Source organism: Bacillus sp. AFS018417 (assembly GCF_002560985.1).
Classification (GTDB): domain Bacteria; phylum Bacillota; class Bacilli; order Bacillales; family Bacillaceae_G; genus Bacillus_A; species Bacillus_A rhizoplanae.
Genome location: NZ_NTTM01000004.1, coordinates 166,541 through 191,370, shown reverse-complemented (window position 1 = coordinate 191,370; position 24,830 = coordinate 166,541). Strand labels below are relative to the sequence as shown.

Annotated in this window: 25 protein-coding genes; 13 read left to right on the top strand and 12 right to left on the bottom strand. The window is 38.0% G+C overall.

Annotated elements, in window-relative coordinates; translation table 11 throughout:
- Window positions 1–79 precede the first annotated feature (79 nt).
- Entirely contained in the window at window positions 80–1,270 is a 1,191-nt protein-coding gene (locus tag CN326_RS03145) for an ornithine--oxo-acid transaminase (RefSeq protein WP_098306120.1), read from the top strand.
- A gap of 40 nt (window positions 1,271–1,310) precedes the next feature.
- On the opposite strand, the gene CN326_RS03140 is transcribed toward CN326_RS03145, so the two are convergent.
- Window positions 1,311–1,802: an HXXEE domain-containing protein gene (locus CN326_RS03140; protein ID WP_255258082.1), complete on the bottom strand. Its 492-nt coding sequence runs from the start codon at window positions 1,800–1,802 to the stop codon at window positions 1,311–1,313.
- On the bottom strand, window positions 1,792–2,691 hold the full coding sequence (locus tag CN326_RS03135; protein ID WP_098306273.1) for a fumarylacetoacetate hydrolase family protein: 900 nt from the start codon (window positions 2,689–2,691) through the stop codon (window positions 1,792–1,794). Before CN326_RS03135 ends, CN326_RS03140 begins: the two co-directional genes overlap by 11 nt.
- A 241-nt stretch (window positions 2,692–2,932) precedes the next feature.
- On the opposite strand from CN326_RS03135, the gene CN326_RS03130 reads away from it, so the two are divergent.
- The 12 genes from CN326_RS03130 (at window position 2,933) to CN326_RS03075 (ending at window position 8,659) form a co-directional block, all read left to right on the top strand.
- The gene (locus CN326_RS03130; protein WP_098306118.1) at window positions 2,933–3,112 is read left to right on the top strand and encodes an aspartyl-phosphate phosphatase Spo0E family protein; all 180 of its coding nucleotides are present in this window, start codon (window positions 2,933–2,935) and stop codon (window positions 3,110–3,112) included.
- Window positions 3,113–3,250: 138 nt separating this feature from the next.
- The gene (locus CN326_RS03125) at window positions 3,251–3,472 is read left to right on the top strand and encodes a spore germination protein (RefSeq protein WP_098306116.1); all 222 of its coding nucleotides are present in this window, start codon (window positions 3,251–3,253) and stop codon (window positions 3,470–3,472) included.
- Between the two features lie 15 nt (window positions 3,473–3,487).
- Window positions 3,488–3,694, top strand: a complete 207-nt coding sequence (locus tag CN326_RS03120) for a spore germination protein GerPB (protein ID WP_098306114.1) — start codon at window positions 3,488–3,490, stop codon at window positions 3,692–3,694.
- Between the two features lie 61 nt (window positions 3,695–3,755).
- Window positions 3,756–4,370: a spore germination protein GerPC gene (gene gerPC / locus CN326_RS03115; RefSeq protein ID WP_098306112.1), complete on the top strand. Its 615-nt coding sequence runs from the start codon at window positions 3,756–3,758 to the stop codon at window positions 4,368–4,370.
- Between the two features lie 6 nt (window positions 4,371–4,376).
- Window positions 4,377–4,571 carry a spore gernimation protein GerPD gene (locus tag CN326_RS03110; protein ID WP_098306110.1) on the top strand — a complete coding sequence of 65 codons (195 nt, stop codon included), beginning with the start codon at window positions 4,377–4,379 and terminating at the stop codon, window positions 4,569–4,571.
- A 12-nt stretch (window positions 4,572–4,583) separates the two neighbouring features.
- A complete protein-coding gene (locus CN326_RS03105) occupies window positions 4,584–4,970 on the top strand; it encodes a spore germination protein GerPE (RefSeq protein WP_098306108.1) in 387 nt (128 codons plus the stop codon).
- A gap of 41 nt (window positions 4,971–5,011) precedes the next feature.
- The gene (gene gerPF / locus CN326_RS03100) at window positions 5,012–5,227 is read left to right on the top strand and encodes a spore germination protein GerPF (RefSeq protein ID WP_090915729.1); all 216 of its coding nucleotides are present in this window, start codon (window positions 5,012–5,014) and stop codon (window positions 5,225–5,227) included.
- 403 nt (window positions 5,228–5,630) lie between these two features.
- Window positions 5,631–6,173 carry a helix-turn-helix domain-containing protein gene (locus CN326_RS03095; RefSeq protein WP_176524519.1) on the top strand — a complete coding sequence of 181 codons (543 nt, stop codon included), beginning with the start codon at window positions 5,631–5,633 and terminating at the stop codon, window positions 6,171–6,173.
- A 13-nt stretch (window positions 6,174–6,186) separates the two neighbouring features.
- Window positions 6,187–6,408, top strand: coding sequence for a PLD nuclease N-terminal domain-containing protein (locus CN326_RS03090; protein WP_098306104.1), 222 nt, complete (start codon window positions 6,187–6,189; stop codon window positions 6,406–6,408).
- 1 nt (window position 6,409) lies between these two features.
- A complete protein-coding gene (locus CN326_RS03085) occupies window positions 6,410–7,309 on the top strand; it encodes an ABC transporter ATP-binding protein (RefSeq protein WP_098306102.1) in 900 nt (299 codons plus the stop codon).
- A 2-nt stretch (window positions 7,310–7,311) separates the two neighbouring features.
- Complete coding sequence (locus CN326_RS03080; RefSeq protein WP_098306100.1) at window positions 7,312–8,097, top strand: ABC transporter permease; 786 nt, start codon at window positions 7,312–7,314, stop codon at window positions 8,095–8,097.
- Between the two features lie 205 nt (window positions 8,098–8,302).
- The gene (locus CN326_RS03075) at window positions 8,303–8,659 is read left to right on the top strand and encodes a PH domain-containing protein (protein ID WP_098306098.1); all 357 of its coding nucleotides are present in this window, start codon (window positions 8,303–8,305) and stop codon (window positions 8,657–8,659) included.
- Between the two features lie 242 nt (window positions 8,660–8,901).
- Here the strand turns inward: CN326_RS03075 and addA are convergent, their stop codons facing one another.
- The 10 genes from addA to sigI form a co-directional block, all read right to left on the bottom strand.
- Entirely contained in the window at window positions 8,902–12,624 is a 3,723-nt protein-coding gene (gene addA / locus CN326_RS03070; RefSeq protein ID WP_098306096.1) for a helicase-exonuclease AddAB subunit AddA, read from the bottom strand.
- Window positions 12,621–16,130 (bottom strand): helicase-exonuclease AddAB subunit AddB, encoded by a 3,510-nt coding sequence (gene addB / locus CN326_RS03065; protein WP_098306094.1) that lies wholly within the window; start codon window positions 16,128–16,130, stop codon window positions 12,621–12,623. Before addB ends, addA begins: the two co-directional genes overlap by 4 nt.
- Window positions 16,131–16,357: 227 nt before the next feature.
- Window positions 16,358–16,921 (bottom strand): signal peptidase I, encoded by a 564-nt coding sequence (gene lepB / locus CN326_RS03060; protein ID WP_098306092.1) that lies wholly within the window; start codon window positions 16,919–16,921, stop codon window positions 16,358–16,360.
- Between the two features lie 53 nt (window positions 16,922–16,974).
- Window positions 16,975–17,574 carry a TVP38/TMEM64 family protein gene (locus CN326_RS03055; protein ID WP_098306090.1) on the bottom strand — a complete coding sequence of 200 codons (600 nt, stop codon included), beginning with the start codon at window positions 17,572–17,574 and terminating at the stop codon, window positions 16,975–16,977.
- 306 nt (window positions 17,575–17,880) lie between these two features.
- Window positions 17,881–18,081 carry a cold-shock protein gene (locus CN326_RS03050; protein WP_020059863.1) on the bottom strand — a complete coding sequence of 67 codons (201 nt, stop codon included), beginning with the start codon at window positions 18,079–18,081 and terminating at the stop codon, window positions 17,881–17,883.
- A gap of 718 nt (window positions 18,082–18,799) precedes the next feature.
- The gene (locus CN326_RS03040; RefSeq protein ID WP_098306084.1) at window positions 18,800–19,378 is read right to left on the bottom strand and encodes a competence protein ComK; all 579 of its coding nucleotides are present in this window, start codon (window positions 19,376–19,378) and stop codon (window positions 18,800–18,802) included.
- 471 nt (window positions 19,379–19,849) lie between these two features.
- Entirely contained in the window at window positions 19,850–21,127 is a 1,278-nt protein-coding gene (gene aceA, locus CN326_RS03035) for an isocitrate lyase (protein ID WP_098306082.1), read from the bottom strand.
- Window positions 21,128–21,199: 72 nt separating this feature from the next.
- The gene (gene aceB / locus CN326_RS03030; RefSeq protein WP_098306080.1) at window positions 21,200–22,789 is read right to left on the bottom strand and encodes a malate synthase A; all 1,590 of its coding nucleotides are present in this window, start codon (window positions 22,787–22,789) and stop codon (window positions 21,200–21,202) included.
- Between the two features lie 294 nt (window positions 22,790–23,083).
- Window positions 23,084–24,112 (bottom strand): anti-sigma factor domain-containing protein, encoded by a 1,029-nt coding sequence (locus tag CN326_RS03025; RefSeq protein WP_098306078.1) that lies wholly within the window; start codon window positions 24,110–24,112, stop codon window positions 23,084–23,086.
- The gene (gene sigI / locus CN326_RS03020) at window positions 24,112–24,828 is read right to left on the bottom strand and encodes an RNA polymerase sigma factor SigI (RefSeq protein WP_098306076.1); all 717 of its coding nucleotides are present in this window, start codon (window positions 24,826–24,828) and stop codon (window positions 24,112–24,114) included. Before sigI ends, CN326_RS03025 begins: the two co-directional genes overlap by 1 nt.
- Between the last annotated feature and the right edge of the window lie 2 nt (window positions 24,829–24,830).

The window sequence follows — 24,830 nt, the reverse complement described above, 5'->3', positions numbered from 1 at the left end:
TTTAGCTTTTTTCACGTTTAAATGATATAATATTTAGAGTATTTACAAACTTCTTGTAAAAACAAAAGGGGGAACTAGCATGATTCAAACAAAAGACATTATCGAATTAACAGAAACTTACGGAGCAAATAACTATCATCCACTACCGATTGTAATTGCGAAAGCAGAGGGTGTTTGGGTAGAAGACCCAGAAGGCAACCGTTATATGGACATGCTTAGTGCATATTCTGCTGTAAACCAAGGTCATCGCCATCCAAAAATTATTCAAGCGCTTATCGACCAAGCACAACGTGTAACATTAACATCACGTGCATTCCACAGCGATCAATTAGGTCCTTGGTATGAAAAAGTCGCGAAATTAACTAATAAAGAAATGATTTTACCAATGAATACAGGTGCAGAAGCTGTTGAAACCGCTATCAAAGCAGCAAGACGCTGGGCATACGATGTGAAAAAAGTAGAAGAAAACAAAGCAGAGATCATTGTATGTGTTGATAACTTCCATGGCCGTACAATGGGCGCAGTATCCATGTCATCCAACGAAGAATATAAACGCGGATTCGGACCAATGCTTCCAGGTATTGTTGTCATTCCTTACGGCGACATCGAAGCATTAAAAGAAGCGATTACACCAAATACAGCTGCATTTATTTTAGAGCCAATCCAAGGCGAAGCTGGTATTAACATTCCACCGGCAGGTTTCTTAAAAGAAGCACACAATGTATGTAAAGAAGAAAATGTATTATTTATCGCAGATGAAATTCAAACAGGCTTAGGCCGTACTGGAAAATTATTTGCATGCGATTGGGACAATGTTATTCCTGATATGTACATCCTTGGAAAAGCGCTAGGCGGCGGTGTATTCCCAATTTCTTGCGTTGCTGCAAACCGCGAAATTTTAGGAGTATTTGAGCCAGGCTCTCACGGTTCTACGTTCGGTGGTAATCCGCTAGCTTGTGCAGTTTCACTTGCTTCTCTAGATGTACTATTAGAAGAGAATTTAACAGAACGCTCTTTACAATTAGGAGAAAAGCTGTTAAATCAATTACGTGAAATTGACAATCCAATGATCACAGAAGTACGCGGAAGAGGATTGTTTATCGGAATCGAGTTAAATGAATCAGCACGTCCTTACTGTGAACAATTAAAAGCAGCTGGCTTACTATGTAAAGAAACACATGAAAATGTAATCCGCATCGCTCCGCCTCTTGTTATCTCTGAAGACGATTTACAATGGGCGTTCGAAAAAATTAAAGCGGTATTGTCTTAATAAAAAAGAAGGTTGTCTCTTAGGAGACAACCTTCTTTTATTATGCAATGATCCTAACTATATACAACAGACCAGCTATAACAGGAAACATTAGTAATATACCGATGATACATGATATCCACACATGCTTCCATTTCCACCAACCAATTATCTTTCCTCTCCAAAACAAAAACAATGAAAAAGGAATTATTAAAAAGAAAGCTGTACCAAGCCCAGGCACATATCCTCTCTTCAAGATTGCCCCCACAAGATGAATAATCCCATTCATAAAAATCATTGACTGCGTGAACAGTACAGCATATAACGTCATCTGCGTCAAAAACATATTGTGTATAAACACAATCAAACATACAAAAACAGTTAATATAAGTAATGCTATTAAAAAATGCTTCTGTTGTAATGCATTCTCTTCCATCTGAATAGGCTGTAAATACTTTATTTCTGGAAAAAAATAATACTCTTCTGCATTATGCAAAGCGAAAAAAATAGGAATGATCCAGAAATAAGAAGAGCGCGGTATATTATTTGACATTATTACGGAGCGTTCCAACATGTTCAACCGTTATAACAACTTCATCACCAGCATGTAAAAAACGAGGTGGTTTAAATCCCTTTCCAACTCCCGCTGGTGTTCCAGTCGCAATAATATCTCCTGGCTCTAACGTCATTCCTTTACTTACAATTGATATAATTTCTTCAATTGAAAACATCATGTTTGCCGTTGTAGAAGATTGACGTACTTCTCCGTTCACCTTCGTTTCAATATGAAGCGCATTCGGATTAGCAATCATTGAGTGATGCACAATAGCTGGTCCCATTGGACAAAACGTGTCAAAGCTTTTTCCAAGAAAAAATTGCTTATGCTTCTTTTGGATATCCCGAGCTGTAACATCATTTATAACCGTATAACCAAACACATGATTAAGAGCTTTTTCTTTCGAGATTTCCTTTCCACGCTTTCCAATCACAATGGCGAGCTCGCCTTCATAATCAAGTTCACTCGTAGCATGCGGATGACTATAAATTTTATCACCATCACCAATTACAGTTGTTGGTGCCTTTGTAAAAATAATGATATTTTCTGGAACTGCTTCCGCTCCGTCCATTTCGATTGCATGCTCACGATAATTTTTTCCAACACAAAGAATATTTTTTCTTGGCCTTGGAATAGGAGCCAATAACTTAACTTCCGATAATGGATAATAAGCATCTTTGCAATTTTCTTTCGCCCATTCGACAATCTCAATTATTTTTGTAATAAAGGGTTCTCCCTGGTCGATACACTCTAGCATTGTAATGGGAATCGTAACTTTTTCTCCTTTTTTCCTCTGTGCTTCTCTTACATGCAACACTGTTTGTGATGTCTCATCTACAACACCAACAAACACTTTTTCATCTGCTTTTACTGTCACAAACCGCATATTTCCACACCCCATCTTCAAAATCATACTGTAATTGTATTCGTACCTACTAATGAAAATCCTCCTAAAAATATTTTTAATTTACAATATTCTTTCTATTTTTTATGCAATTAAAATGCTTTTTTGCCAAAATATGTAGAATACCTTCTTCTTTTAGCGAATGTGTTTCTTTTTTATGGAAAGTTTGTATAATATGTACTAAAGATACTCTTAAAATCTATAAGGAGACGGAGCCGATTCTATGTTTGAGCAAGCAATTGAAAAAAAACGAGAAAAAATGAAATACTTAGCCAAACGTTATGGAATGACATCTCAAAAAACGGTTAGTTGTAGTCAAGAGCTGGACAGGCTCTTAAATGTTATATTACTCATACAAATAGATGATGTGTCAACTCAAAATATAGACGTGCACTCCCACTGAGTGTACGTCTTTTATTTTTAAAATAACAGACACATATTTACACAAACGCCCATACAATAATAAAGTAAAACTCCTATCATAGAAACTCGTATTAAAAAGGGACAGATACAAAAATTCTTAACATGAAAGGTGTTTTCTATGCCTGCAATGGTTGGACATATTAATATTGTTAATATCGGATCGAGCGGTGTATTTCATATTGGAGATGTATTTGCCATTCGTCCCATTAGCTATTCTCGTGCATTTGCAGGAGCGGGTTCTTTTAATGTTGGAGAAAGTGTATCAATATACAATTACGAAAACACAACAAATGTAAATGATAATGATGTAATCGATCAGCCAGTCACTGCTACTTATTAAAGGGGGGAATAAAAATTGAAACTGTATGTACATCAAAGTATTATTATTAACAATGTACGAATAAATAACCTTACAACTTCAGCCGTCTTTCAAATTGGAAGTGCAGGGAGTATTAAAACATTGTCAAAGTTTTCTAATACAGGCGGATTTACACAACCAACTCCGCCACTAACAGCTCCGGGACAAATTATTTCAATTTCCCCTCCTCCTAGTTCTTCTTAACGTACCAATATCATAGACATATACCAATACACCCTCCAGATTGAAAAGGAGGCTTCTAGCAGTGAGTCAAGATCTATATACTTATTTACAGCAACTACAACAATTCATTCAAAAACAACAGGAAAAAATAAATGCTTTAGAAACACAACTAGCGCAGCTAACAGAGCAAATAGAAGAACTGAAACAGCGACCATCCTCTTCAATTGGGAAAGTCGAATACAAGTTCGATCAGCTAAAAGTCGAAAATTTGAATGGTACATTAAATATCGGTTTAAATCCATTTACGAGCAAAGGAGAAATAATTGAAGACTTTAATGTTGAAACTGAAACATTAAAAGTAAACCCTGAAACCCAAGTAAATCCTGATTTTTATCAAGACATCATTCAAGAAATGCACCGCTATTTAGACGAAGAAGCGTATAGCCGCATTCTTCATTTCGAACAGGAAGAACGGACACCTCTCGATGATATGTACCGTCAAATGATGATCGATGATATAAAACAACAAATGGAACACCGTCTTCCATACTATTTATCTCAAGTACAGCCACATCCAGAAATTACATCTAATCCACAATATATGAAAGATGTCATTATTCGAGCAATGAAACAAGATATTGATAAGGCATTTCTTTCCTTTATTCAGCATATACCGCGTAACTTCGGAAAGGAGTAAATGCATATGAATTTTACTGTTATTAATCACGAAATCAAAGTAGGAACCGTTAACTCCCTTGGGGTATCTTCGTCTGCTTTATTCTTAGTCGGCGATGCAAACCTCATTATTTCATCTTCTATTTTAGATACACCATTTGAATCTGTTACAGGTGGTCCGTTTGTACCACTCGTAACTGCTGGACCTACCACTCCTAGATAAGGAGGACTGATTATGTTTCGACATATTTCCGTTGTCCATCAGCCCTCTGTTATCACGCTAGGACTTGCTTCTATTATTCAAGTTGGCGATACGAACCATATAGAATTAAAAAATAGAACACTTGTTGTTCAGCGCGAAATCCCTTACTTTTTGGCCCAAGAAGGAAGATGGGAAGAATATTCAATATTTACTGATGACGAAATCACAATTCCAACTCGTATAAACGAGGTAAAAATGAATGTCATTAACAAGAACCCTTTTATCGAAGTAAACTGCGTTAACATTCTAAGTATGCTAAACTCTGCTTGTTTTCACATTGGATCTGTTGATTACGTATTTGTAAACTCACGCATTTTACAAATTCGCCACTTTGTTACAGAAGAACCTTTTAGCAAATAAATCATATAGTATCGTAAAAGCAAAATGAAGTAGGTGAAAATATGCCGTCCGTTGTTGGGAACTTAGTCGTTCAAAATAGTAACGGCTCTTTCAACTTAGGAGATTTCTATAATGTGTCTCCAAAAGAAAATACGAAAGCTTATAATGGATCCGGTTCATCAAATGTTGCTTTTGTCCTTAATACATTTAACGGTGTAAGTGGTACAAATACATTTGATTCAGATGTAGCTGATCAAGATCAAATCGGAACAGCATAATGTGAAACTTCCTTTAGTAGGGGGTTTCCACTGAAGGTTAGTTGAACCAATCGGGCTTTTACGGGCAGTTATCCCCCACCTCCCCTCTTGGCTTTTCTCTCAATCTTGAGGTGGGGGGCTTACTGTCCGCGAATAGCGGGATAAAATGAAACCTCCATCAGTGGAGGTTTTCTTCATCCCCACTGATGGAAAGTCCGCCCAATCGGGCACATGCCAGCAGTTATCCCCCACCTCTTCGCTTCTCTCTGAATCTTGAGGTGGGGGCCTACTGCCCGCGAATAGCGAGACTGTTGATTGACAATAAAGTCGTTTTTGATATATATATCCTTAACTGTTTACAATACCCAAAAATAAAATATTATTATCATTTTATAAAATGATAATAGCTAGGGAGAACAATACAATGACAAAAAAAGCTGATTTACTTCTTCATCCTATTCGAATGCGGATTATACAACAATTGCTACTAGGTAAACCACTAACGATTGCACAACTTTTAGATGCGCTTGGCGATGTTCCTCAAGCTACTTTATATCGTCATATGAATCTTTTAATTGCGGCAAATTTTATTGAGATCATTAATACGAAAAAAGTTAAAGGAACGGAAGAACGAGTATTTGCGGTCAAAAAGGAGAACTTACAAGTTCCCGAAAAAGAAATCGAAACGACTCCACAGGAAGACCATATTCGCCATTTTTCAGTATTCCACGGTAATTTACTTCAGTTAGTGACATCGTATCTGACAGAGACTCCCCCAAAACAGTATAAAGAAGATGGATTCGCTTATTGGTATGCACCTATTCATTTGACGGATGGCGAATTCCAGGAACTCGTCCAGTCTATTAATACGTCTATTGAAAAAGTGATAAATAACAAGTCGACGCCTGAAAGAACCACTCGAATTTTTGCAGGCATGTTTATTCCGCAAAAATCACAAGAAAAATAAGGAGGAATCGCAAATGCATTATGGTTATGAAATTGGGATAGAGGAACTTGGGGATTGGTTGCCACTGCTTCTTCCCCTCCTAATTTTACAATTCATTTTAATTTCTGTAGCATTATGGGATTTGTTAAAAAGAGATTTTAGCAATGAATACAAATGGCTTTGGGTCGCGATTATTGTTTTTGTTAGTATTTTCGGTCCGATTTTATATTTTATCCTAGGAAGGAGAGAACGATAATATGGGCATAATCCAGGTGAACCATCTTCAAAAAAATTATGGGAATCATGAAGTCATTAAAGACATTGATTTTCAGATCGATTACGGTGAATGTGTCGCTCTCCTTGGTCCAAATGGAGCTGGTAAAACTACGATTATCAAAATGCTTTTAGATATAACAAAACCTACAAGTGGTCAAATTCTATTCCAAGGGGAGCGTCATGACCAAATGCGTCAGTTTATTGGATACTTGCCGCAACATCCCACTTTCTATCCGTGGATGACAGGAAAGGAATTGCTCGAATTCATGGGTGGACTTTCAGGTATAGATAAGAAAAGTTTAAAACAACGAATGCACGAATTACTAGACTTAGTGGGGCTGAGTAAGGAGAAAGATAAGCAGCTCGGAACCTATTCGGGAGGAATGAAGCAAAGGTTGGGCATCGCCCAGGCACTCATCCATCAACCTAAGTTACTAATTATGGATGAACCAGTTTCCGCGCTGGATCCACTAGGGCGAAGAGATATGTTGGAATTGCTTAAAGTGATCAAACAGAAATCGACCATTCTTTTTTCCACTCATATCCTGCACGATGCAGAAGAGCTTTGCGATAAGATACTTATCTTAAACCAAGGTAAATTGCTTTTCAACAGCTCTATTAATCAAATAATCAAGCAAAATCAACAACCTGTTTTTATTATTCAAGCACCTCGAGTTAACGAGTGGGCTCCACAACTTGAGAACGAAGATATCGTTGAATCCATTGTACAAACAGGTAGTTCCGCAAAAGTGCGTGTTAAAAGCATTGAACAGGGCAGAATCTGGCTATTAGACAATATTAATCGTTTACAACTGCCAGTTCAAAAGTTCGAACTAGTACAGGAAAGTCTAGAAGAAATCTTTTTAAGGATGGTGAAGTAAACATGAACCACTTATCTGTCCTATTAAACAAAGAATGGCTTGAAGCTAGAAGAAGTTATAAGTTACTGTGGTTTCCTATCGTATTTATGCTTTTAGGAATCATTCAGCCTCTTTCATCCTATTATTTACCTCAAATTTTGCAAATTGCTGGTGGATTGCCTGAAGGTATGAATATTACATTACCCAAGTTTACTGCGGAAGATGTGTTGGCTTCAACCTTAACCAATCAATTTGACCAATTGGGCTTAATGGTTCTCGTAATTGGTATGATGAGTATCGTTGTATCGGATAAAAATAGCGGAATGCTGACGTTTATTTTGACACGCAACACAACACTAGGCGAGTATTTGCTGAGCAAGTGGATTGGGCAGGCTGCTATTGTCGCAGGGGCAGTTACAACTGGAATGATTATGGCAACATTTTACACATTCTATTTGTATAACTCTGTACCATTAGCTAGAATCGCAGCAGGGCTTGGCGTTTATTACATTTGGTGCCTGTTTATGTTAACACTAGCATTAATGATGGGTGTTTTACTATCTAGATCCTCGGCAGTTGCTGTGTTATCAATCTTTGTTCTGATTCTTTTGAAAGCCATAACCGCACTTGGATCTGGCTTTCAAATTTTAAATCCCGCGCATTTGACGAATCATGCAGTCAACATCATGATGACCGGTAATGCTTTACCTCACCTTTTACCAACATTAGCTGTAACGTTATTACTCATAGTATTTTTCCTGTTTTTATCAAAATTCTATTTATCTCGAAAAGAGTTGCCTTCTATGTAACTAAATATATATAACAGTAACCTTGATGGAGCGTACGTACGAAGAGAGATTAAAAGATAATAAAGTGAAACTTCCATCAGTGGGGGTTTTCCTTCATCCGCCACCTATCTTCTTCGCTTCTCTCTCAATCTTGAGGTGGGGGTCTTACTGCCCGCGAATAGTGGGATAAATGAATCATGACATTGTAAAGAGGAGTAGATAAAAGATGAGTGTTCAAATTGTATTAGATGATAGTGATTTAATATTGAATATTTCAGGATGGACAGCGGTTACTACTTTGAGAAAGATGATAAAAATTCCTTACACTTCGGTCGAAGAAGTACAAGTGGGAAATTTCAAGTTTCCCTGGACAGCTATAAAAAGAACAGGCATTACTACATTTGGTTATAAAGCTGGGCTTTTCGTTATTGATGAAAAGAAATATTTCTTATCCTATCATGACGCCAATAAAGTAATCATTCTTAGTTTGAAAGGAAATGAGTTTGACAAAATAGTAATTGAAAGCGAAGCTCCAGAACAACTAGCAAACACTATTTTGATGCGTTGCTCCTCACATAAATAATACTCTTAGAGGGCTTCATGATTCAGATGTTTGGTCTATCACGAGCAATCCCGCTGATTATTCGCAGGATTGCATAGGTTGTAACAGTCATTGATAATCCATTGGTGAATAACTTTATTGTCATTTTACAGGGATAACAAAAAAAAACGGAGGAAATCCCCTCCGTTTTTTCGTTCTTTGTCCAATCAAACTTTAATCAAGTCCATGCTTATCTACTTGCGACACACTTATTGAATTTCACCTTATTTTACTTGTAATACGTGACTGCCATCAAAGAAGTATAAATATGTTTCTTTTACTGGTTGATGCAAACTTTTCTCAAGTGCTTTACGATAAAGTTCCAGCTGTATTTTGTAGCGTTCTTCTAATGTTGATTTCGCTTGTTCAAATCCACCTGGGAACCTGCCTTCAATTGTATCTGTTTTAAAATCAATTAAAACGATGCCATCCTCTTCTTCAATCATACAATCAATAACACCTTGAACAAGGATCGATTCATCTTGCTCATCTTTCCAATCTTGGTATGCTTCCTCTGCTGATAACATCATCGTAAACGGCACTTCGCGCTCTACATGTTTTGCAGCTAGCATCCGTTTCCCTAATTCTGCTTCAAAAAATGCAACAATCTTTTCTGGTGCTATTTCTTCTGCTTGTTCAAATGTTAAGAGCTCTTTATTTACCATTTCAGCAATTTGTTCTTGAATAGCTTCAATTGTTATTGCTTTTGCTAAGTTTACATGCTGCATAACAGTATGAACAGCCGTCCCGCGCTCTGCATACGTCAGCCCTTTTTTCTCCATGAAACGCGGACGTGTTTCAATCGGTGCACGAACTCGTTTTATAAACGTTGTATCACTGCCTTCTTCCACTTGATAGTTTCGTTTAATTTCCGTAACAGATTGCTTTGCTCGGTGCGTTGCTGCATCTTGGAATCCATACTGCCATGTTAATCTTTCATACACTTCGTCTTTTTGTTCACTGCACACAGAAACCGACTTTTGTTCTCGAAGCGCTTCTAATAGCTCTTGCTTTTCTTCTTTTACTGGCTCCGGTGCTTGCAATCCCGCTCCGTCAATTGCTTCTACTTTCCAGTTCGCATCATACTCATATATATCAGTTGAAATATTTCCTTGTCCCATCTCAAAAAGCATATCACTATCTTTATGTCTGCATAATGACGGTGCAATCCAATCTAAATAACAAGTTGCTCCGGCACGTACATAATCCGGCAATAACCAGTTTGTATGATCACGTGAATCCAACCATTTTTGTATTTCTTTACCTTTTACTGTACCAATTAAAATGAGCTTTTCTTTCGCACGTGTTAAAGCTACATATAAGACGCGCATTTCCTCCGCAATAAGCTCCATTTTCAACTTCCGCTTAATCGCTAACTGTGATAATGTCGTATATTTAATACGCTTCTTCGGATCAATAAACTGCGAGCCAAATCCGAAATCTTTATGCAGCAAGAAACGCTTCATTAAATCTTGTGTGTTAAAACGTCGTCCAAGCCCTGCGACAAATACAACCGGAAATTCCAGCCCCTTACTTTTATGAATTGTCATGATACGAACAACATCCTCTTGTTCTCCGAGAGCACGCGCTGTCCCCATATCATCACCGCGTTCTAAAATACGTTCAATAAAACGCAAGAAGCGGAATAAACCGCGAAATGAAGTCGCTTCATATTGGCGAGCACGATCATATAACACGCGAAGGTTTGCTTGACGCTGTTTACCAGCAGGAAGACCGCCCACAAAGTCATAATAGCCTGTTTCCCGGTACACTTTCCAAATTAAATCAGAGAGCGACTGCTGACGCGCAAATTCACGCCACTCTTGTAAATGCTCGTAAAACCATGATAGTTTCTCATGCAATTCTTTCTCTTCCTCTAACGGTGCCCCTTGCAAGAATGAGCGCATTACTTCATAAAAGGAGCCCTTTTTCCCGTGAGTACGCAGCATCGCCAAATCTTCGTCTGTTAATCCAACAATTGGCGAACGAAGCACAGCTGCTAACGGAATATCTTGCGCTGGATTATCAATGACGCGAAATAGGTTCATCATAATATTCACTTCTGTCGCTTCAAAATAGCCAGTAGAAAGCTCTGCATAAACCGGAATTCCTTGTTGTTTTAATTCTTCCATAATTTGCGGCGCCCATGGCATAGAGCGCAGTAAAATAACAAAATCACGGTAAGTAACTGGGCGCATACCATTTGTTTTACGATCATACACTTCATAACCAGAATCGACCATTGCCTTTATTCTTTGCGCAATGAGGCGTGCTTCTAATTGTGCTTTTTCTAATCCCACGCCTTCCTCTTCATCCACTGCTGCGCTACTATCAGACTGATGAATAAATAACAGCTCTGCTGATGTATCTGCTCCGTCTGGATAACTTGCTCCAAGTTTCAACTCAGCGTCTTCATCATAATCAATTTCCCCGACAGCTTCGCCCATAATTTGTTTAAAAATAAAATTTGTCCCTGCTAGTACTTCATGACGGCTGCGGAAGTTTTTTGCTAAATCAATTTTCATACCGCCATCTATACCTTCAGATGTAAAGCGTCTATACTTCCCTAAAAACAGTCCTGGTTCTGCTAAACGAAAACGATATATGGACTGTTTTACATCGCCCACCATAAATAAATTTCCGTCTTGCTCAGAGTCTTTTGTTACTAGTTTAATAATGGATTCTTGTACAAAGTTTGTATCTTGATATTCATCGACAAGCACTTCTGTAAATTTATTACGATATTGCCACGCAACTGGTGATGGGCGAATGTCTCCTTCGCTCGAACATTCACTTAAAATTTGCAAGCAAAAATGCTCTAAATCTGTAAAATCAACCATTCCTTTATCACGCTTAATTACTTGAAACTGTTCGGTAAATATTTTCACGAGATCAACAAGCTTTTGCAGTACGGGATGCATATCTTGAAAATCACGTAAAAAGCTCTCTGGACTGCGACTAAATAATTCTTCGTGCAATTTCTTTACTACATCCTTCGCTTTATTACGTAAAGAATCAACTTGTTCCACAATCACTTCATTATAATCACTCTTTTTAATGCGCTTTAACGTTTGCCAAGAAGCCGTTTGCATCGCTTCGTATGTGCTTGGCCAAGATTTATTCGCTGCCCCGGACAAGTTCTGAAGTAACAGGAGATCAGCTTGCAGCGTTTCAACGCGCGGTGCTGGTCCATCTGGTAACATCGCAAGTTCGATTGCTTTTTCTACATATTGTTTTGCCGTTTGAAGCTGAACCTTTACATCTTCCAATAAATACGAGGCATATATAAGATCTTCAATTGTTTTTCCTTCCACGTCATATGCTTCAACCAATTTATCAAGCCAACCGTTTGGATCTGGATGTGCTCTTGATTCTGTATGGAGTGCTAAAATCATGCGCTGCAGGTCATCATCACTACGGTCGCTCGTATAGCGATCAACTAGTTCAAAAAACACCTGATTCTCCTGCATACCGTACTCTGCTTCTAATATGTCATCCAGTACTTCTTCTTTTAATAGTTCATTTTCGGTCGCATTCGCAATGCGAAAACGCGGATCAATATCGAGCATATAATAATACGTACGAATCACTTGTAAACAGAAAGAATGGATTGTCGAAATGGATGCCCGGTTAAGCAGACTTAACTGTTTTCGAATATGCGGCGAGGCCGGATCATCAATTAATACTTTTTCTAAGGCCTCACCAATTCGGTTTTTCATCTCTTGTGCCGCTGCATTTGTAAATGTCACAACAAGTAAACGATCGACATCAACTGGATTGTCCTCCCGAATCATTTTACGAATAATTCGTTCAACAAGTACCGCTGTTTTCCCCGACCCAGCTGCAGCTGCTACTAAAATATCACGTCCATCAGCAACGATCGCTTTCCACTGATCATCGGTCCACTGACTTCCTTCTGGTTTTGCTGGCCAAGTTTGTATCGTCATGACTTGTTCTCCTCTCTCATTTTCTCTAACGCTTCACTATCTTTCATCTCTTGTAACGCTCTATATTTGTTATCTTCTAGAGACTCATCAAATTGACAAACAGAGCGGAAATTACAAAACGTACATGCCGTTTTATTTCCCATTTTATACGGTGCAATATCAATTACACCTTCTGTAATATCTGTCCCAATGTTTTCAAATGTACGATGTACATATTGCTGCAGCACATTAAACTCTTGTTCACTCGCAATATCAGAACGTGCGCTAAAGCTGCCATCTTTTTTGAGGCCCGCTGAAATAATATTAGAGCTTCCTGTCGTTAACGTGTTATCCATTAACCGAACAACATCAGCATCTCCAAGGACAAGCCCTTTCATTTTAAATTTCTTTAAAATCTCTTGTTCAATTTCAATCTCTGATACGTCACCTTTCATTTCAACAATTGGGTTATGAATATGGAAATAAAGGACTCCCGCAGGATTTGCAGTTCCGCCTTGTTTCATCCATTTGCTTGCGTTTGTTGTAACAACATCTAAATACGTAAGCATCTGCAGAGCTAAGCCGTAATATACTTCCGTTAAATCTAATTTTTTAGCGCTTGATTTATAATCAATAATACGTAAAAACGTTCCCGTTTCATCTTCTGCTTTATCAACGCGGTCAATTCGGCCGACTACTTCCATTTTCACACCATTTGATAGTTCAAAATTCATAGCTGGCAATGAATTTGTTCCGCCCATACCGAATCCTACTTCTAAATCAACAGGTACAAATCCGCTCGACTTCGCATGCTCTCTTAAGACAAGTGAAGTACGGAAAATGATTTGCTGCAATTTATGTTTTAAATAATGATGACGGTTCGAACTTAATAAAATTTGACGCTGCAAAAGCGGTGCTAATTCTTCAATGACTGTGACTGAAAGATATTCACACTCTTTTACTGATAAATCAGCCCAAGTACGCTTTTCTTTCAACAACTTATCAGCAATCTTTTTCAAAGCTGCATGGAACAGTTCCCCGATATCTGGTGCATCTAATTTAAAAATATCACGTTCTTTTAAAGATAATCCATGCTGCGCAAAATGTGCATACGCACAGCGATTAAAGAGTTCCATGCGTGATACGCTGCCTCTAATTTTGTCACCGTATAACTCTTGGCTTACAGCATTACTTAATTTACGCGCCCGGTTTCGATAAAATAAACTTGATAACACACGGCTGCTCTTCTGCTTCCATTCTGGCGACGTGACATAAAAGTTATATACATCCCACCAAAAGGAGAGATTCCCTTCAAAACCGTATCGTTTCCAGTTTTGCAGTTGCTGCGTTAAATACGAAAGTGTTACTTCTGGCGTTGCAACATATGAAATTTGCTCGCGAGATGACAGATCATTTACATCATTCGTTAAAAATATTTCGGCTGCAGAAGGAAACATTCTTTTAATCTTCTTTATGAAGCTAGATGCTAATAACGTTTTCCCTTCTTCATCTGCTAGTGGACAAGAAATATATAACTTCTCTGATGCTCTAGTAACCGCTTGATAAATGACAAATTGCTCATCTAATAACTTTTGCCGCGCTGTTGGTGCAAGTTCTATTCCCGCTGAAACAAGTACTTCTCGTTCTTCATCAGATAACACACCATCATCTGATGGCGCCGCTGGAATGACCCCTTCATTTGCTCCAATCACAAATGCTGCCCGAATGTTAGAAAGACGAGAACGATCAATATTTGCAATTAAAACTTGATCTAAAGACGGCGGAATATTAGCAAACTGCAGTGATTCTAATCCTGTCGTCATAACATTTACAAACATAGAAAGAGACATTTTCTCTTCTCCAAGCATTTCAACGCACGTATCCAACAGCGTAATCACTTGTTCCCATACTTGATCATGATCATTCGCAAATAAGAAGTTCCCTTCTTCTTCTGCTCGCAAACGTAAATCTTCTAATTTTTTCGGAACGTCTAGCTCTTCTAAAAATAAATAGACCGCTTCACACATGCTCATCGTTGTTGCTGCTCGTTTTAATCGCTTTTGCAAGCGAATAATAGGTGTGCGAACAATCTCACGAAGGCGGTTAATCTTTTCTTCCATTTCTCGTTCGCTATCTGTTTGGCCGCCATGTACACCATCTAATGAGCGGTAACGACGATATGTCCACGGTTCTTCCGACGTCCACCGTTTCCCTTGTACCCCATACGCTAAACAGTAATTTTCAAATTCATCCATTTCATCACGTATTCTCGCTTTATTCACATCTAACGGGTACAACAGTTCGGTTTTCGCGCAGCGAAATACCGCATCGTAACGCCAATTCCCACTAATGACTTCTAAGGCTGAGCGAATTAACTCAATTAATGGATGATGAAGCATCGGACGTTTTTCATCAATAAAGAATGGTATATTATAATCAACGAACAACGTCTTGATCATATCGTAATAGCTTTCACCATTGCGAAGAAGAACAGCTATATCGCGATAACGACAGTCTTCTTCTGCTACTAACCTACGAATTTCGCGCGCAACACCTTCCACCTCTGCCCGCAAATTAGCCGCAGAATATAGTGTAATCTGTGATTCTCCTTGAAATTCTGCATACGGACGAGAATCATAATGCGCCTCTAAATGCGCAAGTGCTCTTGAAATAAAGCGCGGTTGTTCTCTCATTATAATTGTATCTTCAATAATGATTTTCTCTTCCCTTGCTACTTGCTTTACTTTTTCATATGTTATAAGCGTCTGGTAAAACAAATCTAGCTCATTCGCCTTGCTTGATAGCGTTTGTTCAGCGAGCGTTAATGCAATTGTTATTTTTGCCCCGCATCTTAATAGTTGTCTTACAATTTCTAACTCTTGTGGTGAAAATGTATGAAATCCATCAATATAAATAATGCTATCTTTCACATACTCTGAATGTGGAAGTTTTTCAAATAAAAGCTGCATGTAATCTTCAGAGTCTAAGTATTTTCCAATTAACGCTCGTTCAAAATCATCATATAGAAGCTGCAAATCATACATTTTATTCGCTAACAATTTCTGTTCATTTCCACTGCTATGAGCATCTAACTCTTGCCACATCGCATACACATTTGACGGCGTTAAATTGTAGCGTTTAAATTCAGCAATCATACTGCCAAGTTGTTCAAAAAATCCGTTTTGCTCCGCTGCTTTTTGGAAGACATATAATTCTTCTTTACGCGCCTCCACAATTTTACGAAGCAACATGTGCACGCCAGATTCATCAATATGAAGGCGACTTGCTCCGCCCACTTCCTGCAATACCTTCCACGCTAAACGAGAAAAACTAAATACTTGCGCACGAATCGAACCTCTCACATTTCCATTAATTAATGCTTGCTGCGTTTGGAACGTCATCTGCTCTGGCACAAGATATAAAATCGTTTCACCTTTTGGGCGATGCTGCAATTCTTGTTGTACTTCTTGAAAACACAACGCACTCTTTCCACTTCCAGCTCGTCCTATAATAAATCGAAGTGACATGTAAACCCGCCTTTCTGTAAGTGAACATCTATAAAGTGAAACTTCCATCAGTGGGGAAGTTCTTCATCCCCCACTGATGGTTAGTTGAACCAATCGGGCTTTTACGGGCAGTTATCCCCACCTATCTTCCTCGCTTCTCTCTCAATCTTGAGGTGGGGGTCTTACTGCCCGTTAATGCGGGGTCAATCAGGATATATCAGAAAAAGAAGGTAATTCGAAATTTCGAATTACCCTTTAGAGAAATTTGTTTGTACTTCATTGATTGGCCAATAGCGCAAATCAACTTTTCCAACAACTTGTTCTATTTTTACAAATCCGAAATGACGACTATCCCAGCTTCCTAATCGATTATCTCCAATTACAAAGATAAACCCTTGCGGAACAACCTTTTCGTCCGTTAACTCTTCTAGAGTAAAATCGCCTGTTAGCTGTCGTCCATGAATTTGTTTTTTATATACATCTAAATACGGTTCTTCAATAAATTTTCCGTTAATATATAGTTTATCATGTTTATATGAAATTTGGTCCCCTGGCAGACCAATAATTCGCTTCACATAATCTTCCTCTTTATTTGCATGAAAGACAACAACATCAAAGCGGTTTAACTCACCAAACTGATAACCAACTTTGTTCACAACCAGCATGTTACCATCTTGAAGTGTAGGCATCATCGATTTTCCTTCCACAACATACGTTGTAAAGAAAAAAGTGCGAAAAAATACAGCTAATAAAACACCTATAAAAACGGTTCTCATCCACTCTACGCTTTCTTTTTTCCACTTTTGCTTCATCACGCCACATCCCTTTCTCTTTTCTATAACAGGGGTGCGCTCACTTACGAAGTCTAATCTCTGCTCAGTTCAAGCTTTACTTCAATTTTCTTTCCGACATACCATAAAATAAAAATAACGCCGATTACAATAACTGCTTTTACTGGGTTATGTACAAAAGAAGCAAGGTCATGCCCAACGTAACTTAGCACGAAAACCATCACAAGCTTCCCGAGAGAGAGGGCTAAAACAAATTGCCGTTTACTAATACGCGACAATCCTGCTACAACATTAATAAGTGCTGATGGTGTAAACGGAAAACAAAATAAAAGAAAGATTGGCGCAAATCCTTTTCGCTCAATCCACGTCATCGCACTGCGTACTCGCGGATGCTCATTTACAAAAGCGAAAAAACGACTTCTGCCAAAACGACGAATGATAAAAAACACGAGCAATGCCCCTATACATGAACCGAGCCATGAATAGAAAAAGCCAAGCCATAACCCAAAGACAACTGCATTTGCCATAACAAATAAAAAAAGCGGCAAAGCTGGAATAAACGCTTCAATCATCGGAAGACCCATTCCAATTAACGGACCAAATGCCTGGTAGCTTTCTAATACATGTTTCAAATTTTCTATTGTGAAATATTCTTTGATTGTTTGAAAATCCATTCTACTCTGTACCCCTTTACCTTGCTCTAACGGGCAGTATCATTTCTTCTGAATGAGGAGGATATTTCGTGTAAGAGCCCGATTGGTGCAAACTTTCCATCAATGAGAAAAACATTTCTCAATAGAAGTTTCATTTTTATCTTTTCCTGTTATTACTTTACCATTATTGGACAATAAGGGGAAATAACATATATGACAACTAGATATATATTTATTAGTGTTCCATACTTTTAAGAGAAAATCCTGTTTCAAATAACAAAAAAAGGATGGCATTTGCCATCCTTTTTCACACTATGATCTATAAGATTATAGTTTTACAACGTTTTTAGCTTGAGGTCCACGGTTACCGTCTTCTACTTCAAAGCTAACTTTTTCGCCTTCTTCTAAAGATTTGAAACCTTCAGTTGTGATAGCAGAGAAATGTACGAATACATCGTTTTCGCCTGGAACTTCGATGAAACCGAAACCTTTTTCATTGTTAAACCATTTTACTTGTCCTGTTTTCATAATAACTTCCTCCTAGGAAATAAATATATTTTGTAGTTTTCACAACATAAAAAAAGAATCCACACATTATCAAATGCGAAACAGAACACATACATAATTTTCTCGCTGGTTTCACGGCATTTGATAATATATGGATTGCTTGATTTAAGTATTAAACTGTAAATTAACTATATCATACTTAAAAAGAATGTACAACATAATTTGTGAGAAGAAGAAAATATAGAAAAAAATAGATAGAACCTGCACTTAATTCTTTCTATGCAAAAAGTCCCCAACAAGACATATTGGGGACTTTGACTATATGCGCACATAATAAGATGTGGGAACTCCTCTACATGAAAATCATCTCACATACTCGGTTCTCAAAACAGCTAAAAAAAATTCTGTTAATAAATGAAGTATTGCATCACTACTAGTAAATACAAGTTGAAAACCAACCTAAAAACCCCTTTCTTTTTAGATGGGCGAGAGCATCTTGCCATGCATAGAAGCGGTCAGGGCCTTTTCCTGCCACATGCAAGGGTGAAAACAAAGGAAGAAAGCGAGTGTAGTTCATGTTTTGTTCTGTATAGCAGCGACTTATATGTGAAAAAATTAAAATGAATTTATATAGTAATTTTCTTAGTAGTGATTTTGTTAAAATACTATATTATTAGATTAAATTTCCTATGTATGAATAAGAAAAAGGATCTACCTCCCTTTTTCTTATTCCATCTCTTCAATCTTCTTTTTTCATAAGATACATCTTCTCATATGCTGGCTTTAGTTCTAAAATCTCATTTTGATTAACAATTAAAAATTTGGGCGCTGTTTGTTTTCTTTTTCGATCTTCAAATTCTGCACGCAGCTGTGCAGTTCGATTTCTTTGATTTTCAAAGCTGTTTTTAGATACTTCTAGTTTAATTGTCTGACCATTTATGAATTCAATGAGAATATTTCCATGCGGAAGTTTTGTCACACTTTCAATATGAAAATGAGATAACCAGGCACATTCTTTGCGAGAGTAAGAAAACGTGGGGAAAAAATAAATATGATCTGTAGGACTGATTGCAATCGGTGCTTTATGCGTAAAACCTGTGTATTCTTTCGTTCCGTCTTTCCGCCCACCAAAACTAGCTCCATATTGACGACAACTTTGCTCCACAATCTCAAGTGGTTTTTGATACACAAAAAACTCATCACTTTCTTCAATTACACGCGTCACAATTCGTTTATCTTTCAAAACAATTGGAAGTAGTGCAATCGTTTTTGAATTAATAATGTACTGTGATGTGTATTTTTCAGCTTCACTACTCATCTTTTTCTCTCCTTTTTCATTTTTAGATAATTTTTATGTAATTATCTACATGGATAATTGTACCATTTCAATTTGGGAATACTCGTCATTTTCATTTTTTTTACAATTTCTTATTATTAAATTAAAATTTCCTTTTATATATCTTTATAAATACTAAATTTAAATCGCATAATCTTCCTGTATAAAATAACATTTCCTTATACGAAACTTTACATTCTAACATTTCGAAATATTTGTAACGATAAAAAAAGCCAGCTCGAAAGCTGACTCTTTCTTATCACGCTATTCGCGGGCAGTAAGCCCCCACTGATGGAAGTTTCACTTTATCCCGCATTAACGGGCAGTAAGACCCCCACCTCAAGATTGAGAAAAAAACGAAGAAGATAGGTGAGAGATAACTGCCCGTAAAAGCCCGATTGGTTCAACTAACCTTCAGTGGAACCCCCTCACTGAAGGAAGTTTCACTTTATATTATCGCGTAAACTGCTCTTCCTCTGTAGAGCCTTTCAATGCGGTTGTTGACGAAGTTCCGCCCGTGATCACTTGTGCTACTTCATCAAAGTACCCTGTACCAACTTCGCGTTGATGACGCGTTGCAGAGTAACCGTGCTGCTCTGCTGCAAATTCAGCTTGCTGCAGTTCTGAGTAGGCAGCCATACCACGCTCTTTGTAACCGCGCGCTAGTTCAAACATGCCGTAGTTTAAGGAATGGAAACCAGCAAGTGTTACAAATTGGAATTTATATCCATAAGATGCGATTTCTTTTTGGAAGTTTGCAATTGTTTTATCATCTAATTTTTTCTTCCAGTTAAAGGACGGTGAACAGTTGTAAGCTAATAGTTTACCAGGAAATTTTTCATGAATTGCTTCTGCAAAGCGCTTTGCATCTTCTAAATTTGGCTCGGATGTTTCACACCATACAAGATCTGCATACGGTGCATATGCTAAGCCGCGCGCAATCGCTTGGTCAAGTCCAGCTTTCGTACGGAAGAATCCTTCCGGTGTTCTTTCCCCTGTAATAAACGACTTATCAACAGGATCAATATCACTTGTAATTAGATCAGCTGCATCTGCATCCGTTCTTGCGATAATGAGCGTTGGTACTCCCATTACATCAGCCGCAAGACGTGCTGATACTAAATTGCGCACCGCTGTTTGCGTTGGTAGTAATACTTTTCCGCCTAAATGACCACATTTCTTTTCAGAAGAAAGCTGATCTTCAAAGTGAACACCAGACGCTCCTGCTTCAATCATCCCTTTCATGAGTTCAAATACATTAAGCTGTCCGCCAAAGCCAGCTTCTGCATCGGCAACAATTGGTACAAAGTAATCAATATCACCGCTGCCTTCCATATGCTGAATTTGATCAGCACGCTGCAGTGTTTGATTAATACGCTTTACAACTGCCGGCACACTATTTGCTGGATACAAGCTTTGGTCTGGATACATTTGTCCTGCTAAATTTGCATCTGCTGCTACTTGCCAGCCGCTTAAATAAATTGCTTGCAAACCTGCCTTTACTTGCTGCATTGCTTGATTCCCAGTTAATGCTCCTAATGCATGAATGTAATCTTCACTATGAAGAGAATTCCAAAGCTTTTCCGCGCCGCGGCGTGCTAACGTATATTCAATATCAATCGATCCGCGCAAACGAATCACATCTTCTGCAGAATATGGACGTGTAACCCCGTTCCAGCGTTTATCAATCTCCCAACTCTCTTGTAACTGTTGTACTCTTTCATTTACCATTTCTTCCATCCCCTTTTCTTCATTTATCCCGCTATTTGCGGGCAGTAAGACTCCACTGATGGAGACTTCACTTTATAAAATTTCATACCCCGGTAACGTTAAAAACGGCACAAATTCATCATTCATAACAAGAGTAGTAAATAGTTTCGTAGCTTCTATAAATCGTTCTTTTTCAAAACGATCGCTGCCAATCTCTTGCTCTATTTTTACTAACTCTTCTGCTTTGAACTGTTCTACTAGTGCAAACGTAATCTTTCGTCCATCTTCTAATTTTCCTTCCTCATGACGAATCCATTGCCACACTTGCGCACGTGAAATTTCTGCAGTTGCTGCATCTTCCATTAAGTTATAAATTGGTGCTGCTCCTCTGCCACTTAGCCATGATGAAATATATTGAATCCCCACGCTAATATTTGTACGAAGGCCAGCTTCTGTAATCGTTCCCATTGGAACTTCTAATAAGTCTTGTTCGTTTATACTAATTTCTTCTCGCTTTCGATATATTTGATTTGGTGTTTTCATAATGCGATCAAATACTTCCATCGCTACAGGTACAAGTCCCGGATGGGCAACCCAAGTCCCATCATGTCCATCACACGCCTCACGCTCTTTATCAGCGCGCACTTTCTCAAATGCTGCTTCATTCGCTGCCGAATCGTTCTTAATTGGAATTTGTGCCGCCATCCCACCAATTGCCGGTGCATTGCGACGATGGCACGTTTGAATAACGCGCAAGCAATAAGCGCGCATAAAAGGAACACTCATTGTTACCTGCGCCCGGTCCGGAAGTAGAAACTGTTTATGATTGCGGAAAGTTTTTAAGAAGCTAAAAATATAATCCCAACGTCCGCAATTTAACCCTGCTGAATGATCACGAAGCTCATATAAAATTTCATCCATCTCAAATGAAGCATGAATCGTTTCTAAAAGTGCGGTTGCTTTAATCGTTCCATTTGGAATACCAATGTATTTTTGTGCAAATACGAACACATCATTCCATAGTCTTGCTTCTAAATAACTCTCCATTTTCGGTAAGTAAAAGTATGGACCGCTTCCTTCTTTGATTAACTCTTTTGCATTATGAAAAAAGAACAATCCAAAATCTAATAAGCTGCCTGATATTTCTTCACCGTCTACTAACACATGCTTTTCTTGTAAATGCCAACCACGCGGACGCACCATTAATACAGCTGTTTGTTTATTAAGACGATACTCTTTTCCGTTTGGATTGTTATATGAAATCGTTCCCTTAACTGCATCTCGTAAATTTATTTGTCCTTCAATCGAATTCTGCCATGTCGGTGCATTAGAGTCTTCAAAATCTGCCATAAATACATGTGCTCCTGAATTCAAAGCATTTATAACCATCTTGCGATCAACCGGCCCTGTAATTTCTACGCGGCGGTCTTGTAAATCATCCGGAAGCGGCGCAATGGTCCAATCATCCGCTCGAACATGTGCAGTTTCCTCTAAAAAATGCAGCAACTCCCCTGTATCAATTCTCTTTTGTTTTTCTATTCGTTTCTGTAGTAATGCTTTACGACGTCCGTTGAACTTCTCATGCAACTCTTTTATAAACGTGAGTGCTTCTGGTGTCAAAATCTCCAAATACGCTGGTAATACTTCTCCAACGAGGGTAACCCGTGAAGTTTGCGTCGACATATTAGCATCCCCTTTTTAAACTGTTTTATAACAGATTTAATTTTTATGTTTATATTATATAACAAAAAATTAGAAAGGGAAGGAGTTTTTTGAATATTTTAACAACATTTAAAAATTGGTTTATCCTTACTTAGCGTATTACTTTATAAAAAAATATAAGAATATCATTATTTCCCTCGCTACTTTTGGGCAGTAAAACCTCCACTGATGGGAGCTTCACTTTATAAAAGAGAAAATCATTTTAAGATACATAAAAAGCATAGAGTGTACGACACCCTATGCTTTTTAAATATTCTATGGATTTTTCTTTTCTTTCCCCTGATGTTGCGTAGCAGGAACATTTTTGTCCTCATTTTTATGCCCGTTGTCTTCTTTTTCATGTCCTTTATTTTCTTGCTTATACTCTTTATTTTCTTGTTTATATTCTTGTTTATATTCTTTATTTTCTTGTTTATACTCTTTACCGTTGTTTTCTTGCTGATGCCCATTATTTCTTTTTGGTTGTTGGGGCTGCTGTTCCTGGGATTGCTTTTGTTCGTTTTGCCCTTGCTCCTTGTATTTTTCTTCCTTTACAGAAGACGAATTCGATGATGCATCCGGTGGTGACTCTGGTTGCGATTGTACCTCTGGAGGCTGTTGCTCCTGATTAGACGGCGGCGGCGGAGCAACCGATTTCTTCTTCTCATTCTCTTGCTTTATATAAACACCTGTGCCGACTCCTGCTTTCTGGGCATTCTCGCGCACTTGCATAGTACTGTCTTGATATACGACTGCAACATGTTTTGTCTCATACTCTTTCTTTAACCCTTGCATAGCCTGTTGCAACTGCGGTTCTAGCGACTTTTCATTTGTAACAGATGTTAACATAACTTGCTTGTCATTCGTTAAGTATCCATCCTCTTGACTTTGCTTTACAATAGTATGTACTACGTCCTGTAAAGGTTGATTTTTCCATCGTTTCATTTCTTTTAAAATGCGCTTTCCATCATCATTACAAGCTCGCAATTCTATAACACGAAGATCCTTTGTTACACTCGCCTCTAAACTTGGATTAATATCAACAGAGACATAAGCAAGTGCTTTTTCTTCCGGTTGGTTGTAGAAAAACAGAAACACACATAGAAAACAAGCAACAAGCAGCGATGCAGGCCTTAAGAAAGAAGGGATTGAAAAACGCGGTACTCTTTGTTCTTGTTCGTTAAACGAGACTTCCTCTCCAATCATATAAGAGTGCGATTTTCTTTTAAACGTGATAAACTCTCCGTCTGGCGTTAAAACAACTACGCGATGTTTTTTAATATCCATCACAATCCCTTTATTCATCATTCTTCCCTCCCTCTTATATAATCAAGAATATATGTATAATTGTTTGCAAAGATAATACACATTGCAATAATGTATTTCCTATGCCGCTCCAACGTTTTCCGACTTGCCCTAACACGCGGTTCAATTTGTTTAAGCGGTAACTTTTTCTTTCGAAACAACTCTTCTATCATTTTCTCTTCTTTTATAATAATCTTTGCAATTTCTATTAAGTGCTCTCGCGTATCACGATGCTTTGGAGATTCCTTAGCAAGCTCTACAAATGTGATTTTAAATTCGTCTAGTACACTTTGAAAATGAAGAATTTCCTCCTTACGGTTACTGTTTTCCATCTCTTTCATATACTCCGTAAGCGATGCCTGCATCTCTACCATTTCCTCTTGCTGGTCTTCTTTTAAAAAGACGAGATTATGCCTAGACTCCTTGCGTATATAGTCAATTACATCTCTTTTTATAAGAAGCTCAGCAAACGCAAGAAAAGATTTTCCTTTTTTATATGAATATTGTTCAATTGCTTGATTAAACGCAAACAGCCCAATACTATATTCATCATCCTGCTCCGTAATATATCGGCGGCAGACAGACGAGATTGATTTTCGAATAAAAGGCCGATACTGTGCGATAAAAGCCCCCTTATCTCCTACGTTGTTTTGTATGTCAAATACTATATCTTCTATGGCCGGTTTTTTTATGATTTTCATCATTAAACTCAACACTA